The sequence below is a fragment of the Paraburkholderia sp. GAS448 genome (assembly GCF_050435685.1).
Lineage (GTDB): Bacteria > Pseudomonadota > Gammaproteobacteria > Burkholderiales > Burkholderiaceae > Paraburkholderia.
This window is the reverse complement of record NZ_JBNDKT010000002.1, coordinates 121,430-137,808: the sequence shown is the minus strand read 5'-3', so window position 1 is coordinate 137,808 and position 16,379 is coordinate 121,430. Positions and strand designations below refer to the sequence as shown.

The 16,379-nt window shown below is 63.1% G+C and carries 15 protein-coding genes; 7 read left to right on the top strand and 8 right to left on the bottom strand.

Annotated features, from left to right (window positions below; genetic code table 11):
- Positions 1-227: 227 nt before the first annotated feature.
- Together P3T23_RS04285 and P3T23_RS04280 are read right to left on the bottom strand one after the other, a co-directional pair.
- Positions 228-1,235, bottom strand: coding sequence for an ABC transporter substrate-binding protein (locus tag P3T23_RS04285; RefSeq protein WP_429314961.1), 1,008 nt, complete (start codon positions 1,233-1,235; stop codon positions 228-230).
- 110 nt (positions 1,236-1,345) lie between these two features.
- Positions 1,346-2,398 (bottom strand): LacI family DNA-binding transcriptional regulator, encoded by a 1,053-nt coding sequence (locus P3T23_RS04280; protein ID WP_429315339.1) that lies wholly within the window; start codon positions 2,396-2,398, stop codon positions 1,346-1,348.
- A gap of 320 nt (positions 2,399-2,718) precedes the next feature.
- On the opposite strand from P3T23_RS04280, the gene P3T23_RS04275 reads away from it, so the two are divergent.
- Complete coding sequence (locus P3T23_RS04275; protein ID WP_429314960.1) at positions 2,719-3,690, top strand: aldose 1-epimerase; 972 nt, start codon at positions 2,719-2,721, stop codon at positions 3,688-3,690.
- A gap of 73 nt (positions 3,691-3,763) precedes the next feature.
- On the opposite strand, the gene P3T23_RS04270 is transcribed toward P3T23_RS04275, so the two are convergent.
- Both P3T23_RS04270 and P3T23_RS04265 read right to left on the bottom strand, forming a co-directional pair.
- Positions 3,764-4,561 carry an endonuclease/exonuclease/phosphatase family protein gene (locus tag P3T23_RS04270; RefSeq protein WP_429314959.1) on the bottom strand — a complete coding sequence of 266 codons (798 nt, stop codon included), beginning with the start codon at positions 4,559-4,561 and terminating at the stop codon, positions 3,764-3,766.
- A gap of 31 nt (positions 4,562-4,592) precedes the next feature.
- A complete protein-coding gene (locus tag P3T23_RS04265) occupies positions 4,593-5,087 on the bottom strand; it encodes a hypothetical protein (protein WP_429314958.1) in 495 nt (164 codons plus the stop codon).
- 392 nt (positions 5,088-5,479) lie between these two features.
- Here P3T23_RS04265 and P3T23_RS04260 point away from each other — a divergent pair, with 392 nt between their 5' ends.
- The 5 genes from P3T23_RS04260 to P3T23_RS04240 all read left to right on the top strand — a co-directional run bounded on the left by P3T23_RS04260 (position 5,480) and on the right by P3T23_RS04240 (position 10,256).
- Positions 5,480-6,457 carry an AAA family ATPase gene (locus tag P3T23_RS04260; RefSeq protein ID WP_429314957.1) on the top strand — a complete coding sequence of 326 codons (978 nt, stop codon included), beginning with the start codon at positions 5,480-5,482 and terminating at the stop codon, positions 6,455-6,457.
- A gap of 253 nt (positions 6,458-6,710) precedes the next feature.
- Positions 6,711-6,914 carry a hypothetical protein gene (locus P3T23_RS04255; RefSeq protein WP_429314956.1) on the top strand — a complete coding sequence of 68 codons (204 nt, stop codon included), beginning with the start codon at positions 6,711-6,713 and terminating at the stop codon, positions 6,912-6,914.
- A gap of 218 nt (positions 6,915-7,132) precedes the next feature.
- Positions 7,133-8,239, top strand: coding sequence for an NAD(P)/FAD-dependent oxidoreductase (locus P3T23_RS04250; protein WP_429314955.1), 1,107 nt, complete (start codon positions 7,133-7,135; stop codon positions 8,237-8,239).
- 167 nt (positions 8,240-8,406) lie between these two features.
- Positions 8,407-8,718, top strand: coding sequence for a high-potential iron-sulfur protein (locus tag P3T23_RS04245; RefSeq protein ID WP_429314954.1), 312 nt, complete (start codon positions 8,407-8,409; stop codon positions 8,716-8,718).
- A 245-nt stretch (positions 8,719-8,963) separates the two neighbouring features.
- A complete protein-coding gene (locus tag P3T23_RS04240) occupies positions 8,964-10,256 on the top strand; it encodes an MFS transporter (RefSeq protein WP_429314953.1) in 1,293 nt (430 codons plus the stop codon).
- Here P3T23_RS04240 and P3T23_RS04235 read toward each other — a convergent pair whose 3' ends face one another.
- From P3T23_RS04235 to P3T23_RS04225, 3 genes are all read right to left on the bottom strand, one after another.
- A complete protein-coding gene (locus P3T23_RS04235; RefSeq protein ID WP_429314952.1) occupies positions 10,257-11,762 on the bottom strand; it encodes an amidase in 1,506 nt (501 codons plus the stop codon).
- A 189-nt stretch (positions 11,763-11,951) separates the two neighbouring features.
- Positions 11,952-12,650 carry a dienelactone hydrolase family protein gene (locus P3T23_RS04230; protein ID WP_429314951.1) on the bottom strand — a complete coding sequence of 233 codons (699 nt, stop codon included), beginning with the start codon at positions 12,648-12,650 and terminating at the stop codon, positions 11,952-11,954.
- On the bottom strand, positions 12,607-13,002 hold the full coding sequence (locus P3T23_RS04225; RefSeq protein WP_429314950.1) for a hypothetical protein: 396 nt from the start codon (positions 13,000-13,002) through the stop codon (positions 12,607-12,609). The genes P3T23_RS04230 and P3T23_RS04225 overlap by 44 nt, the downstream gene beginning before the upstream one ends.
- Positions 13,003-13,383: 381 nt before the next feature.
- Between P3T23_RS04225 and P3T23_RS04220 the strand changes: the two genes are divergently transcribed.
- A complete protein-coding gene (locus tag P3T23_RS04220) occupies positions 13,384-14,529 on the top strand; it encodes a branched-chain amino acid ABC transporter substrate-binding protein (protein ID WP_429314949.1) in 1,146 nt (381 codons plus the stop codon).
- Between the two features lie 452 nt (positions 14,530-14,981).
- Here the strand turns inward: P3T23_RS04220 and P3T23_RS04215 are convergent, their stop codons facing one another.
- Positions 14,982-16,193, bottom strand: coding sequence for an MFS transporter (locus tag P3T23_RS04215; protein ID WP_429314948.1), 1,212 nt, complete (start codon positions 16,191-16,193; stop codon positions 14,982-14,984).
- Between the last annotated feature and the right edge of the window lie 186 nt (positions 16,194-16,379).

The following is a 16,379-nucleotide window of genomic DNA, read 5'->3' as shown; positions in this document are numbered from 1 at the left end:
CAGCAGCGGCGGGCGGATGAGGCTGGACGCTGGCATCTGGCTGCCGGTGTGGGTCACGTATGTCCTCCTGATGCATGGGAGCGGGTATCACCCTGGATCGACATGACAAAGCGAAGCGACGGCACGCGCCAGACGGGCACGCCGCTTCGAACCCTTCACGTCAACCGGGTGCGACAGCGCCCGGATTCAGCCCCTGCCCGAACCGCATGCGGCGGCCCGGCACCTGCTCAATACCCGTACTGCATGTTTTCCTTGACGTTGCTCTTGTCGTAGAAGCGGTCCGACACCTTCACCCAGACCGGGATCGTTTCGCCCTTCGCATAGCGCTGCGCCACATCGCAGGCGAGCGGGCCGAAGAACGGGCTCGACTGCACGCTTGCACCCAGTTCGCCGGCGGCGATAGCATCCATGCCGCCCTTCGTGCCGTCGATCGTCACGATCTGGATGTCCTTGCCCGGCTGCTTGCCCGCAGCCTTGATCGCCGCGATCGCGCCCAGCGCCATTTCGTCGTTGTGCGCGTACACGGCCGTGACGTCCGGATGCGCCTGCAGCAGCGTTTCCATCACCTGACGACCCTTGTCGCGCGCGAAATCGCCGCTTTGCGAGGCGATGATCTCCATGCCTGGGTTCTTCGCGATGATCTCGTCGAAGCCCTTCTTGCGGTCGTTCGCCGCCGACGCGCCGGTGGTGCCTTCCAGCTCGATGATCTTCGCCTTGCCGCCGGTTGCCTTGACGAGCCAGTCAGCGGCGCGATGACCCTGGTCGATGAAGTCCGAGCCGATGAACGTGATGTAGTCGCGGCCTGCCTTCGCGACCGACTGATCGACGTTGCGGTCGACCAGAATCACCGGAATGCCGGCCTTTTTCGCCTGCAGGACAACCGGTGCGAGCGGCTTTTCTTCACGCGGCGGGAACACGAGCAGATCGACGTGCTGCGCAATCATGTTCTGGATGTCCGATACCTGCTTCGAGTTCGAGCCGTTGGCATCCGTCATCACCACCTGCCAGCCGCACTTGGCGGCGATTTCCTTGAAGCTTTTCGTTTCCGCGAGACGCCACGGGTTATTGCTTTCGGTCTGCGCGAAGCCGACCTTCAGTGGGGTTTTGGTGGGGAGTTTGGGCAGTGCATCGTCGGCGTGCGCCGTTGCGATGCCAAAGCCGAGTGCCAGTGCCAAAAGCGTTCCGGCGAGCGGACGAACCCGCTGCGAACGCGCCTGCAATTCAAGCGACGTCATGTCTTCCTCCAGTACCAGGTTTAGTAGCTTTTGTGTTGCCTGCGCCGGCCGTCGAGGTCGGCGCCACGTCGACCGGGTGTGGCGATTATTTCATCACAAATTATTATTGGTCAATCACTAATAATATTAGTTGCTGGCTGTTTTGCTTCAGTAATTACCCTAACCGACGCGCGTTCGACGAGCGGTCCGTCGAGCTTCACCATGCGGTGGCGCACCGGAGCGCCCGCCGCGCGGTTGTGTTCTTCCTGCAATAACGTTTCCACCGCCCAGCGGCCCAGTTCGTAGTTCGGGAGCACGACCGTGGAAAGCGGCGGATGGGTGTGGCGGGCGATTTCCTGGTCGTCGTAGCCGAGCACCGAAACGTCCTCCGGCACGCGGTGGCCGAGTTGTTTCAGCGCCTCGATGGCGCCTAGCGCCATCAGGTCGTTCGCGCAGAAGATGGCGGTCGGCGGATTGGCTTCGCGCATCAGCGACAGCGTCTGCTCGAAGCCGGTGCCGGAACTCCAGTCGCCGTCGCGCACGAGCTCCGCTGCGAACGGCAGGTCAGCGGTGGCGAGCGCGGTGCGGTAGCCCTTCAGGCGATCCTTCGCGGCGTCCTGCCACGGTTCGCCATTGATGTACCCGATGCGGCGGTGACCGGCGCGCAGCAGATATTCGGTTGCGACGTGACCGCCCGCCACTTCGGCCGGTACGACCGACGACAGCCCGCCTTCGCTCGTGTAGCAGTTCAGCAGCACGGTCGGGACCTTCGACAGCGCCGCCGGCAGCGTGACCTTGCGGGTGTAGACCGTCGCGTAGATCACGCCGAACACGTTGGGGCTGGCGAGCGCCGCCTCGAGCACCTGCTGCTCGATCTCGGCATTGCCGTGCGTCGAGTAGACGGCGAGCATCTTGCCGCTCGCGAAGGCGGCGTCGCGCGCGCCGTCGATGTTGACCACCGGGTGCGGGCTGGTCGAGATTTCGTCGGCCAGATAGACGATCAGGCGGCGTTCGTCCTTCGAGGCGGGCAATGTTTCACGGGCCGACAGCCGGTAGCCGAGGTCGTGCGCGGCCTTCAGCACCTTGTCGCGGGTGGCTTCGGAGAATTTGGCGCCGGTGGCGTTGTTCAGGACGAGCGAGACAGTTGATTGCGACACGCCGGTGAGCTTGGCGATGTCGGTCATCGTGGGACGGCGTTGAGTCGATTTTTTCATTGAGGAGGCCGCGTCGAACGCGCGGCGAAAGCAGAGGGCGCGGAGGGCGCCGGCGCTCTGACGGTACCACTAATAATATGCACCGGGCAACGCGCGCTAACCCGGCAATTGTGGGCTTCGAAGCCGTGTTCTATGGACCACTATTGATTCTGATTATTACTAATAATATTGACGGGATACGCTTCAGCGTGCGATTCTCGGGCGCGGACTTTCAGAGTGCGCCGCCTGCGCGCGACGCGCAGCACGTCACCGGAGACGACCAGGGCGCCTCAACAGCCTTCGATATCACCATGCGCAATGTTTCCCTCAATCCGGTCCGGCCGGATGCATCGAACGATGCGTGGCTCGACGATCCTTCGCTGATCGCGCTTCGCAGCGGCCGAACCGAATTGCGGGTGGCGCCGCAGGTGGGCGGCTCGATTGCGGCGTACTACGAGCGAACCGGCGAGGGGCTCCTTCACTGGCTGCGCCCGGCCACTCGCGCGGCGCTCGCCGCGCGCGACCCCTTGCAGATGGCGAGCTTTCCCCTCTTTCCCTATTGCAACCGCATCCGCAACGCGCGCTTCGAGTTCGACGGCCGCCCGATCGATCTGGCGGGCGACGGAAACACGTTCGCTCACGCGCTGCACGGTCATGCCTGGCGGCGCGCCTGGCAAGTCGGTGCCCGCACGGCGTCATCGGTTCAACTGGATCTGGATCACACGCCGGATCCCAGGGTCACGGGCGACTGGCCGTTCCGCTATAGCGCGCGGCAGCAGATAGAACTGATCGGAGACGCACTGCATGTGACGCTATCGGCGCGCAATCTCGACGACGGGCCGATGCCATTCGGCATGGGCCATCACCCCTACTATCCGCGAACACGGGACACGCGCGTGACGGCTTCCGTCGCTGCGATGTGGCATGCCGATCCGGCCGTGCTGCCGACGCATCTCGGCGCCCATCCTGCCGTCGAAGCGCTACGCGAAGGGATGTTGGCGGATGCCTTCGATCTGGATAACAACTTCACTGGCTGGGGGCGCGAGGCGGTGATCGCGTGGCCGGAGGAACGGCGCGAGGTGACGCTGATCGCTGACGCGAAGTTTGGGCAGATGGTGGTGTTTGCGCCTGCGAGCGAGGCGTTGCTGTGTGTCGAGCCCGTGTCCAACACGACCGACTGCTTCAACCTGTCGAGCGAAACGCGGGAGCACGTAGGCGGTTGCGTGCTGATGCCCGGCGAGGAAATCTCGGGTGTCCTGAAGTGGGTGCCAGCAAGGTTTTGATTGAGGGCCTCTACGGCTCACGTCGACGTCGACACGCCGTCGGAACCGTGGACGTCCATCGGACGACCCTGCCCTATCCCACCTGCAGCCGCGCCATATACGGCAAATGATCCGACAGCCACGCCGTTTCCTGGGTGGGCTGAATCCACTCGATCGGCTTCATGTCGCGCACGAACATCTTGTCGAGCGCGAGTGCCGGCGAAAACGCGGGAAACGTACGGGCGGGTTCGCCCAGCAACGTGGCCACTTCGTGCAAGCCATGTTCGCCGAAGAGGGGCACCGAGTCGTTGCGCCAGTCGTTGAAGTCGCCCGCGAGTACCAGCGGACCCTGCGGCGCTTCCTTCGCGATCCAGTGCGCGATCCAGTTCATCTGACGCAACCGCGCGGCGCGCGTCAGTGCGAGATGGGCGCACAGCAAGGTGACGGAGTGCCCGCCAAACGTCGCGCGCGCGACGAGCAACCCGCGCCGCTCGAAACGGTGTGCGGAAATGTCCCACCGACCGCCCAGGTCCAGCGGGTGCGGCGACAGGATGGCATTGCCGTGCCGCCACGACGGCTTGAACACGTTCGGCCCGAGCGCGATTTCCAGCTCCAGCGCTCGCGCGATTTCGGTCGCCTGACAATGCCAGATGTCGTCGGCGGGGTCGCCGAGCGGCGCGCCAAAGGTCGATGACAGCACCGGTGAAGGCATGCGTCGCGCCATCGCTTCCTGAAGGAAGTAGGCGTCGGCGTGGGTCGACTGGACCCAACGCTGCATCGCCTGCCACGCCTGAAAACCGAGTGGTGAGCGGCCCTTGTGCAGGTTCCAGCTCACTGCGATGAAATCTTTGGGGTGTGCGCGATCGAGGATCAGTTCTTCGGGGTTTCGCATGCCGGGTTGTCCAGGTCTTTCTTCATCGATGTCATGGATTGGTGGCGAGACTCGCGCGCACCTGGTAGACCAGCGTCGGATCTTTGTCGACGATCGTCCAGCTGACCCACTGGCCGGCCGGCACCGTCAGGCCCGGATGACTCGCCGACACCAGGCGCGGCTGCGGCGGCAACTTGCAGCCCGTGTCGGTCTGCCTCGCTCTGGGGTCCTCGAGCGTTTCCTGAGCGTCGATGGCGAGTGTGATGTCGGTGGCGCTAGCCTGTGTCGGCGAAACGGTCAGCGTGCGCGACAGGTCAATGCTGCCGCCGGGCGCATCCTTGCAGCCGACGTTGTGCGTGACGACATGATGATGCGTGTCCGTGCGCGCCTGGCCTACGGTTGTCGTACCGTCGAAAGCGTCGACCTGCTGGCCGTCGTTCATCACCTGCAACTCCCAATGCACCGCCTGCTGCGCGGGGCGCTGCTGTGCATGAGCCAACAGTGCCGAGGTGCCGAAAAGCACGGCAACGACGCTGGTTTTCCACATATCGTGTCTCCGGAGGCGGCTTCATCCACCTGGTCGGGCTGAAGCCCATCTTACGCTGGAACGGGCAAAAGATTTCTGACACCGGAGTGGGGGGCGGGTTCAGCCATGCTCCATCCCAGAAGGGGATACAGCCGCGCCGGTTCAAGCATTCCGACGTTCAGCGGCGGCCGGTCCGCGGGTGAAAACGGACCGTCGCGGGTCGTTTCGCGGGGCCGCGCGGTGTTAGCAGCAGACCCGCATGGCTGCTCGCTTGCAAGTGAATATTGCATCGATACACTGAATTCGGAAGCGATGTTTTGCCAATGTCGCTTCGGCGGGAACGGGCAGGAAGATGCAGGCGCACACAGGACTCGCGGGTAAATCCGGCACATCAAAAAAAAACGGGGTGAGCTATGACGACAGCCATGGTCAGACAGGAAATCGCGGTGGCGTCGTTCAGCCAGGTGTACGACCTCGATCGGGTCGAGACGGCGCTGAACGATCTGGGCGAAGGGGCAAGCGATGCCTTGCGCGCCACCTATGAAAAGATGCTGAAGGTCGGCAATCTGCGTTTTTGCGTGAAGCCGAACCGGATGCCGTCGATCGACGACCTGATCGGCGCGCTCCCCAACTTCTCCGAGCCACTCGACGATGTGCGCCGCCAGGTCGCGCTGTGCCTCGAAACGGAAGACCGGCTCGAGCTGATGCCGATCCTGCTGCTCGGCGATCCGGGCATCGGCAAGACGCACTTTGCGAAGCAGTTGTCGCGGCTCCTCGGCACGTCGTATCACTACGTCGCGATGAGTTCGCTGACGGCAGGATGGATCCTGTCGGGTGCGTCGTCGCAATGGAAGAACGCGAAGCCTGGCAAGGTGTTCGACGCGCTGGTGCATGGCAGTTACGCCAACCCGGTGATCGCGGTCGACGAAATCGACAAGGCCACCGGCGACTCGCAATACGATCCGCTCGGGGCGCTCTACGCGCTGCTGGAACACGACACCGCGCAGACCTTCATCGACGAATTCGCCGAGGTGCCGATCAACGCCGGCCACGTGATCTGGATCGCGACAGCCAACGACGAGCGCAGCATTCCGGAGCCGATTCTGAACCGGATGAATGTGTACGAGATCCCGCCGCCTGACCGTGAAGGTGCGCGACGCATCGCGCAGTCGATTTACGATGAAATCCGTTCGGCGCACGCCTGGGGGCAGCGGTTTCCGGCCGAGCTTGGCGATTTGACGCTCGATGCGCTCGCCCGCGCCTCACCCCGCGAAATGCGGCGCGCGATCCTGAATGGTTTTGGCGCCGCACGCATCAGCGGACGTGACCATATCGCGGCGGATGATATCCGGCTCGATCATGCCGCACGACGCAAACCCATCGGATTTTGAGTATTTCCGTGGATTTTGCCTCCGCTTAAGGCCGTCATTCCCTGGAAACCGCCTGCGGGCGGTTTTTTTTCGTCTATGAAAGCCGATTGCGTCCTCAAAACGAGGTGAATCGACTCGTCATTGTTGCTTGAATAACAATAGTAAGTTGCCTCAATCGGGATGGAATTTTAATAGTCAGTGAATACACTAACTCTCCATGCAATGCCGATGCGTTCGCGCATCAGGCGCTCATTCAACGACTTCAGGAGTCCCCATGAGAACCACTTCTTTTGCCCTGCTGTTTTCGGCTGTTGTTGCTGCGCCTGCTTTCGCAGGCGGCGATGGCGCTGAACCGTCGTATCGCCCCGCAGCAGCCGCGCCGCAGCAGCCCGGCCCGGCTGCGCGCGCCGATGCCACGTCGGACATCGTCAGTACGCAACGTCACCGCCCGATTGACGAAGGCACAGCCCGGAACTGACGCCGCACCGCAGTCCGGCCGAAAGGGCCTCGTAAAAAGAATGCCCGCAGCCGGGAGACTGCGGGCATTCTGCTCCGGAGCGGCGTCGTACAATTTGCTTAAGTGGAGCAGATACGTACGACAACGAGCGGTATGCAGCGCAAAACGGCGGCATCCTGTTTTTAAAACTCAGCGGGTCGACGAGGCAGTGCGCGGGGCTTCAGACCGCGTCAAGGGACATGGATCAGATCGAATGTGTAGTGATCGGCGCAGGAGTCGTCGGACTCGCCGTGGCACGCGCGCTGGCGGCGCGCGGCCGTGAGGTGATCGTACTGGAGTCGGCCGAAGCGATTGGCGTCGGCACCAGTTCTCGCAACAGCGAAGTGATACACGCGGGACTCTACTACCCACGTGGCTCGTTGAAGGCAACGCTTTGCGTGCGCGGTCGCGAAATGCTCTACGAATACTGCGCGGCACACGGCGTGCCCCACCAGCGCTGCGGCAAACTTCTTGTCGCGACGGCGCGCAACCAGATTCCGCAACTCGAGGGCATTCTGGCGCGCGGCAAGGAAAACGGCGTGCTCGACCTGATACGGATCAGCGGCGAAGAAGCGCAGGCGCTCGAACCTGCGCTGCAATGCGTCGAGGCGGTGTACTCGCCGCAGACGGGTATCGTCGACAGTCATCAACTGATGCTCGCCATCCAGGGCGACGCCGAGCGCGATGGCGCAGTGTGCGCGTTCCACGCGCCCGTCGAAGCGATCGAGGCGAACAACGGACGCTTCGTCGTGAAAGTCGGCGGCGCGGCGCCTACCACGATCAGCGCCGCCTGCGTCATCAACAGTGCCGGTCTGCAGGCAAATGCGCTGGCGTGCCGGATCCGTGGGCTCGACGCCCGTCACGTTCCACCGCTCTATCTCGCGCGCGGCAATTACTTCAGCGTGTCCGGCCGCGCGCCGTTTAGCCGCCTGATCTATCCGATGCCGAACGACGCGGGGCTTGGTGTTCATCTGACCATCGATCTCGGCGGCCAGGCGCGCTTTGGTCCGGACGTCGAATGGGTCGACAGTCTCAACTACGATGTCGATCCGCGTCGCGCTGAAGCCTTTTACGCCGCAATCCGGGCCTACTGGCCGCAACTCCCGGACGATGCGCTGCAGCCCGCCTATGCCGGTATTCGTCCAAAGCTCTCCGGGCCCGGTGAGCCGCCCGCGGACTTTCTGATCCAGGGGGCGGCTGCGCACGGTGTGCGCGGTCTCGTCAACCTTTTCGGCATCGAATCGCCGGGATTGACGGCGTGTCTCGCGATTGCGCAGCGCGTCTGCGAAGTGGCGGGACGCGGCTGAGGGCGCGTCCCCTGCTGCGCCGGGCGCGAGTTCCGCGCGCAGGCGCTTCCGTGCGGATTCGCTTATTCCAGGCATTTGAAGGAACCCGGGCGGCCGCTTCATTGTTATTCTTGGGGAACCGCTGTCGTTCCAACGGCGTTCAGTTCAATAACATGGAGTGAGTCCCCATGAAGTCATCCCGTCGTGCGTTTTTGATTACGAGCATCGGCGTTGCGTCGACGCTCGCTCTGTCCCGCCAGGCGTTCGCCGACGCACCCAAGGTAGCCGAAACCGATCCGACCGCTGTGGCGCTCGGCTACAAGAGCGACGCAAGCAAGGTCGACAAGGCGAAGTTCACGAAATTCGTCCCAGGCCAGAGCTGTGGCAACTGCAGCTTCTTTCAGGGCAAGCCTACCGACGCCTATGCCGGATGCCCGATGTTCCCCGGCAAGCAGGTTGCCAGCACGGGATGGTGCAGCGCATATAACAAGAAGGCCTGATAGTCCGAAGAAGCGCATTCATGCTGCGTCTCGTCCGAAAAGGCGGTGCAGCATGACATGCTGCCCTCTTCCGTTCGTCACGAAAGCGCCGGTCGCGGAATGCGTCCGGCGCTTTTTTGTGTCTTGAAAACGGTTACAACGATCTCTAAACTCGCATGGCACCCGGACGAGGCGCGCATTGCCGGGTTGCCCTGATGGCCGCCGTTCGTCCATGCCGGGACACGTTACACAGGCCGGAGATCCTGATGTCAGCAGCGTCCAGAAGCCTTAATACAAAGGCGGTCATCGCGGCCGTCATCGGCAACGCGCTCGAGTGGTACGACTTCACGGTATTCGGCTTTCTGACGGTTGTCATCGCCGAACTGTTCTTCCCCTCCGACAACGATTATTCGTCGTTGCTCCGCGCAACCGCGACCTTCGGGGTCGCGTTTTTCATGCGGCCGGTCGGCGGCATTGTCCTCGGGCTTTATGCCGATCGAGCCGGGCGCAAGGCGGCCTTGTCCCTCGTCATTGCGTTGATGACCCTTGGCATCCTCGTGCTCGCACTTGCGCCGCCTTATTCGGCAATCGGCATCGCCGCGCCGATCCTGATCGTGCTAGGCCGTTTGCTGCAGGGTTTCTCGGCGGGCGGCGAGTTCGGCAGTGCGACCGCCCTTTTGATCGAAGCCGCACCGTTCTCGAGGCGCGGCTTTTACGGCAGCTTCCAGATGGCAAGCCAGGCGGCGGCACTGCTGCTTGGCGCGGTGGTCGGTGCGCTGGTGACGCGAGGTCTCTCACCCGAGGCGCTCAGATGGTGGGGCTGGCGGGTGCCCTTCATCGTCGGTCTGATCATTGGACCGATCGGCTTCTATATCCGGCGCAATCTCGCTGACTCGGAGGCATTTCTGCACGCGAGGCAGACCGCACGCCGTGCGACGCTCAGGGAGGTCTTCACTGGCCATAGCCGCGAAATCTTCTGCGGGCTCGGTTCCGTGATCGCGCTGACTGTGACGATCTACGTGCTGATCAGCTATCTGCCCACCTTCGCCGTCAAGGAGCTGAAACTGCCCTACGCGCAGTCGTTCTACGCGGTGATCGTCGGCAATCTGCTGTTGATGGTGCTTTCGCCGATCGCGGGCGCATGGTCGGACCGCAGGGGGCGCAAGGGGCTTTCGCTGTGGTCGCTGATCATTACGCTGGTGTTGATCTATCCACTCTTTTCATGGCTCGCTGGCGCGCCGAGCGTGTCGAAGCTGATTCTCGTGGAGGCGATCCTGTCGGTCACGCTGGCGGGGTATTACGGCCCGTTCGGCGCGATGATCGCCGAACTGTATCCGGCAAACGTGCGCTCGACAGGGCTCTCGATCGCGTACAACCTCGCGGTCATGCTGTTCGGCGGCTTCGGTCCATTCTTCGTCACGTGGCTCATCAAAACGACCGGTTCACCGCTTGCGCCGACGTACTACGTGATGGCTGGCCTTACGCTGTCGATCATCGCGGTGGCCTGCATTCCGGCGATGCGCCACGTCGATCTCGACGCGCGGCGCAAGCCAGCCTGATCACGCGCGAGCCTGCATGAGCGGCGGCCGCCGGTCGAACCACGGACGTGCCGCCTCGAGCTGCGCGGCGAGGCGAAATAGCGTGGCCTCGCCACCGTCGCGAGTCGCAAACTGCACGCCGACCGGCAGGCCGCGCGCGTTCCAGTAGAGCGGCACCGACATCGCCGGCTGCCCGGTCAGATTGAACAGCTCGGTGCAGCCCGCCCATGCGAACGCCTTGTTCGACGCTTCTTCCAGCATCTTCTTCATCAGCGCTTCGATCGGCATGGCGGTGACCGCGCGCATCTGCATCCGTTCGAACTGGGTGGGCAGCATTTCGCCGATCTTGATCGGCGCGCCGGCGAGCGTTGCACACAGGATCACGTCATAGCGCGTCAGCAGATCGGCCACCTTGACCGTGACGCGGCGTTGCTCTTCAAGTGCCGCGGGCAGTGCGCGCTCGCCGAGCTTGCGGCCGATATGCGCCATCGCCCACGTCGAAATCTCGAACTCGGTTCGCAGCGGCTTGCGGCCCGTCACACGTTCGGCATTCAGCACGATGTCTTCCGCCACAACCGACCAGATCGTGAGGAACGGCTGCCGGACGGCTTCGAAGTCGATGCCGAGCGAAACAGGTTCGACGCGATGCCCGAGCGATGTCGCGAGCTGCGCGGCATCTTCGAGCGCGGCGCGTACATCGGCCGACAGGGTTGGTGCCAGCATGGGATCGGTTACGTAGGCGATGTGCAACGGTTTGCACGGCTCGCCGGTTGCGCTGAGAAACGTGCCGGGCGCGCCATGCGGGAGTGCTGCGTTGCCGCCGGTGAGATCGAGCAGCAACGCGCTATCGCGCACGCTGCGCGACACCGCGTGGTCGACGCCGAGTTCGCCTGGCATTTTCACGGCTGCTGGCGGTTGCCGGCTGCGCGACGGCTTGAGTCCGAACAGGCCGCAGCATGAGGCGGGAATGCGGATCGAGCCGCCGCCGTCGGACGCGTGCGCGATCGGCACGATGCCTGCCGCGACGGCTGCCGCTGCACCGCCGCTCGAGCCGCCCGGCGTGTGATCGAGGCTCCATGGATTACGGCACGGACCGAACAGTTCGGGCTCGGTGTAGGGCATCTGCCCGATTTCCGGCGTGCTCGTCTTGCCGAAGATGTTGAAGCCGGCCGCCTTCGTCAGCGTGACGATAGGCGCGTCTTCCGTGGGAACATAGTAGCGGTAGTGACGGCTGCCCATGGTCATTCGCAAGCCGGCAACCGGTGCGCCGAGATCCTTCATCAGATACGGCACGCCAGCGAACGGCCCATGTTCCGCACCGTTCGCACCATCTGCACCGTTCGCGCCGTGGTTCGATGCGCGCTGACGGGCCGCATCGTAGTCCTTCAATATCAGTGCATTGATCGCGGGGTTGACCGCTTCGGCGCGCGAGATCGCAGTGTCCAGCAATTCGCGCGCGCTGACTTCGCCTTTTCGCAAGAGTTCGGCAAGGCCGATGGCGTCATGGGACAGATAGTCTGATTGCACGACGGATGCGCCCCCGCGGTTGAGTGTTTTTGCCGACACGTTAGATGCAATGCGTGTGACGTCGCCGTGACAGCCAGATGAGCACCGGCCGCATTTTTTGTGTCATTGTTCCGGCGACGCGTAAGACCAGACGCATCCCCGGATACACGCGGCGCCGTGTGCGCACGCCGCGTGCTGATGGATTGCAGCTTACAGGCGTTCGCCGAGGAACGTCAGCGTGCGGCCGTGTGCGAGCGCAGCGGCGTGCTGATTGTATGAAGCGCGGTCCGGACAATTGAAGCCATGATCGGCATTCGGATACAGATGGAATTCGGCGTCGTCGCGACCGGCGAAACGTTCTTTCACCTGACCCACTGCGTCGAGCGGAATGCCGTGATCGAGTTCAGCGTAATGGAACTGCATCGGTACCTTGATTTGCGCGGCCAGATCGAGGTGGTTCTGGATGCCGCCGCCGTAGTAGGCCACTGCGCCGTCGACCGTGCCCTGTGCCGCCGCCAGATACGCAAGGCGGCCACCGAAGCAGTAGCCGATCGCCGCCACCTTGCCGGCTACCTCGGGCAGGGCGCGCAACGCCTGCGCGCTCGCGCCGATGTCTGCAACGGCGAGGTCCACGTTGGTCTTTTGCAGGATCTCGATACCCTTGTCGCGGTCGGCGCCCGCGTAGGTCAGTTCGACACGCGGCTGCGTGCGCCAGAAGATATCCGGTGCAAGGGCGATATAGCCATCCTGAGCGTACTGGTCGGCGACCGAGCGGATATGGCTGTTCACACCGAAGATCTCCTGAATGATGATGACGGCCGGCCCTTTGCCGCCCTTCGGCAGCGCCAGGTAGCCCTCGAAGCTGTCATTGCCAGCGGCGATGTCGATCCATCGGGAAGTTACGCTCACGTCGATCTCCTTGAACGAATGATGAAGCGGTTGATGCGAAATGCAGCCGGTCAGTTTGCCACCAAACGTCCGGCGTTGCAGTGGCGTTCGACCTTGCGTGCGAGTCCGCCGTGGCCTGGCGCTTCCCGCAAGCGGATTGAAACAACTTTTCATTTTTCCGCCGCAGGTCGCTTCGGCAGGGTGGGTCGACGCCTGCCGACGGCATCAATCTGCCGTTGTGGGTGGGGCAACGCGCGAACGGCAGCGCGGTGACGGTCTGACCGCTGCCGGGCTGGTCGATCAACGGCACGACGAATGGCGTGCGGCAGCAGGGAAATTCGCCGTTGCTGCAGACTAACAGCGGCCATTTCATGCTCGTTCAAATCAATAAAGATATTGAAAATACAGACCCTTAGGCATCTTCCGGCAGCCCTTTTAGAAGAAACCTTCACTTAGCGGAAACCCGCATGGGCTGGCGGTTTCCGCGTGACAGACCGGGCCTGGATACGGGCTCGTGGGATAAACGCTATTAGTAGTGTTCCCACTTTCTCAAAAAAATCCCACAAATTAATTTGATGGCCTACACTTGCGCGCAAGTACGGCTAGCCGCCTGCCAAAAACAGACTGGCTGACGTACTTGCCAAGTGCATGAACGATGCAGCCGGCGTGATCGTCCACGGGATGTAACGACACGTGCAGGAAGCGGGGACACAGGGCGATTACGTTGTTTTTGGGACCGAAACTGGAGACTTACATGAACATCAAGATTCAAAAGCTGTTGCCGATCGCCGCTGCGGCGATGCTGTTCGCGACGTTGGCAACATCGGCTGCGGCGGACACGGTCGTCAAGATCGGTCACGTTGCGCCGCTGACTGGCGGTATCGCCCACCTGGGTAAGGACAATGAAAACGGCGCCCGCCTCGCCGTTGAAGAAATCAACGCGAAGGGCCTGACGATCGGCGGCCAGAAGGTCACGCTGGAACTGGACGCGCAGGACGATGCGGCCGACCCGCGTACGGCTACGCAGGTTGCACAGAAGCTGGTTGACGACAAGGTCGTGGCAGTGGTTGGCCACCTGAACTCGGGCACGTCAATCCCGGCTTCGAAGATCTATAGCGATGCAGGCATCGTGCAGATCTCGCCGTCGGCAACGAACCCGGCTTACACGCAACAGGGCTTCAAGACGACGTACCGCGTCGTGGCGACCGATGCGCAACAAGGTCCGGCACTCGCTAACTACGCGTCCAAGACCATGAAGGTGAAGAGCGTCGCGATCGTCGACGACTCGACCGCTTACGGCCAGGGTCTGGCAAACGAATTCGAGAAGACCGCCAAGTCGCTCGGCCTGAACGTGGTGTCGCATGACGCGACGAACGACAAGGCAGTCGACTTCCGCGCAATTCTGACGAAGATCAAGGGCGAAAACCCGGACGCGATCATGTACGGCGGCATGGACGCCACCGGCGGCCCGTTCGCCAAGCAGGCCAAGCAGCTCGGCCTGCGCGCGAAGGTGCTGGCAGGCGACGGCGTGTGTACCGACAAGCTGTCGGACCTCGCTGGCGACGCAACCGACAACATCGTCTGCTCGGAAGCCGGTATGGCGCTCGAGAAGATGTCGGGCGGCGCAGCGTTCCTCGCGAAGTATCAGAAGCGTTTCGGTCAGCCGATCCAGATTTACGCTCCGTTCACGTATGACGCTGTGTACATCATCGTCGACGCCATGAAGCGTGCGAACTCGACCGATCCGGCGAAGATCCTGGCAGCAATGCCGAGCACGGACTACAAGGGCGTGATCGGTGAAACCACGTTCGACTCGAAGGGTGACCTTCAGCACGGCGTGATCTCGCTGTACAACTACAAGGCAGGCAAGAAGACGCTGCTCGACGTAGTGAAGATGTAATACCGGCTAGCGGGGAGACCGGGTTCGCCTGGTCTTCGCAAAGTCATCAAGGGCACGCGAGGCGCAAGCTTCGCGTGCCTTTTTGTTCTGCGGGCAGGACGCTCACGCTACATGCAGGGCGGCTGGATTGCAGAAACCTGGATGTATTGCCTGTCTGGCATGGTCTGTCTGCGTAACACGCGGGTGTCGGCGCTTTTACGCGGGAAGTGCAGGCGCAATCGTTTGCGCCGGTTTGATCTGGCGTTGCCGGTGGTGGACACGCACGCAACATTGCTGTTTGTTGAGCAGTACTACTTCCGAAACAGTCTCGCGATGATCGCGCGTATGAAGACACCGATCATCGCGATTTCATCCGCAACCCCGTGCCGCTTGAGGCAGTCTGCAAAGCCGGCCAATGACTTTCGGCACCCGACTCGTCATGTGCCGGCAAAGCGTTCGGCGCGACAATCACATCAAAGCTTCAGCCACCGCAGCACCTTCGGCCCCGTGACTGCGATCAGCGCTGAGCACGCCGCGACAACCGACAGGCCGATGGACAGGTTCGTCACCTGCGCGACGCCGCCGATAATCACTGGCCCGAGCATCAGCCCGAAGTAGGCGAGCCCCGCGACGTGCGCGAGGCCTTCAGCCGCATGAATGCCGTCGACGCGCGCCGCGGCTGCGAACAGCACCGGCATCATGTTCGCGAGACCGAGACCCATCAGCGTGAATCCGGTCAGCGCCGCGACCGGATACGGCAGCAGCAGTGCGCCGATCATCCCCGCGCAGGCGAGCGATGCGCTCGCCATGATCAGTTGCGGCGCGCCGAAGCGGGCGCGCACCGCGTCGCCGGCGAAACGGGCCGCGGCCATGCCGCCCGAAAACGCCGCGTACGCGGCGCTCGCGAGAGCAGGCGTCGAGACGACGACATCGCGCATATAGACGGTGGCCCAGTCGTACATCGCACCTTCGGCGATGAGCGCAATGAGCGCGATCCCGCCAAGTGCCCACAGCGCAGGCGAGCGCCAGCGGTTCGCGCGCGGCATGCCGGCATCCGGACGTTCGTGGTGCGGCACGTGCGGCAGCACTGAGGGGCAGGCAATCAGCAGAACCAGCGCACTGAGCAGCGCGGCGAGCAGCAGATGCACAGCGGGCGCCATCCCGCGCGAAAGCAGCGCGCCGCCGACCGCCGCCCCGGCCATCCCGCCGATGCTGAACATGCCGTGCAGGGCCGACATGATGGGCCGCCCGAGTGCCTCCTCGACGGCGCTTGCCTCGGCGTTCATCGCGACATCGAGCGTCGCCATGGCGGCGCCGAACACGGCAAGCACGACGAGCAACAGCCAGTAAGCCGGCACGACCAGGATCAGCGCGCCGCAGACGGCCATGGTCAGGCCGCCCGCGAGGCACGCGCGCCGCGTGCCGACGCGTGCAATCCACTTCGCATTGAGCGCCATCGCGGCAATCGAGCCGACCGCGACCGCAAGCAGCGCGAACGACAACAACGCCGGATTGAGATGAAAGCGGTCGCGCACTGTAGGGACGTGCACCCCCCACGATGCGTACATCATGCCGGCAACGAAAAAGAGCGCCATCGTCGCGTAGCGGGCGCGCCGACGCGCGGCGACTGGCAGACTGGCGTGGGCGGCGGGAAGCGTAGCGAAATCGGAGGGGCGATCGGACACTGAAATCTCGCTGAAAAAGAAAGCGCGCTGAAAGCGAAATGTCGATTCTATCGAACCGATCGATCCCATGCTGGAAGGCCCTGAACTAATATCTACTTCTACATGAACGCGACGATGCCGTGCGGCCGCCTCACGACGCCGTGCCGTGCGATGCCGTTGTTCGCTACCGTCCACCGTCGAGGCCTT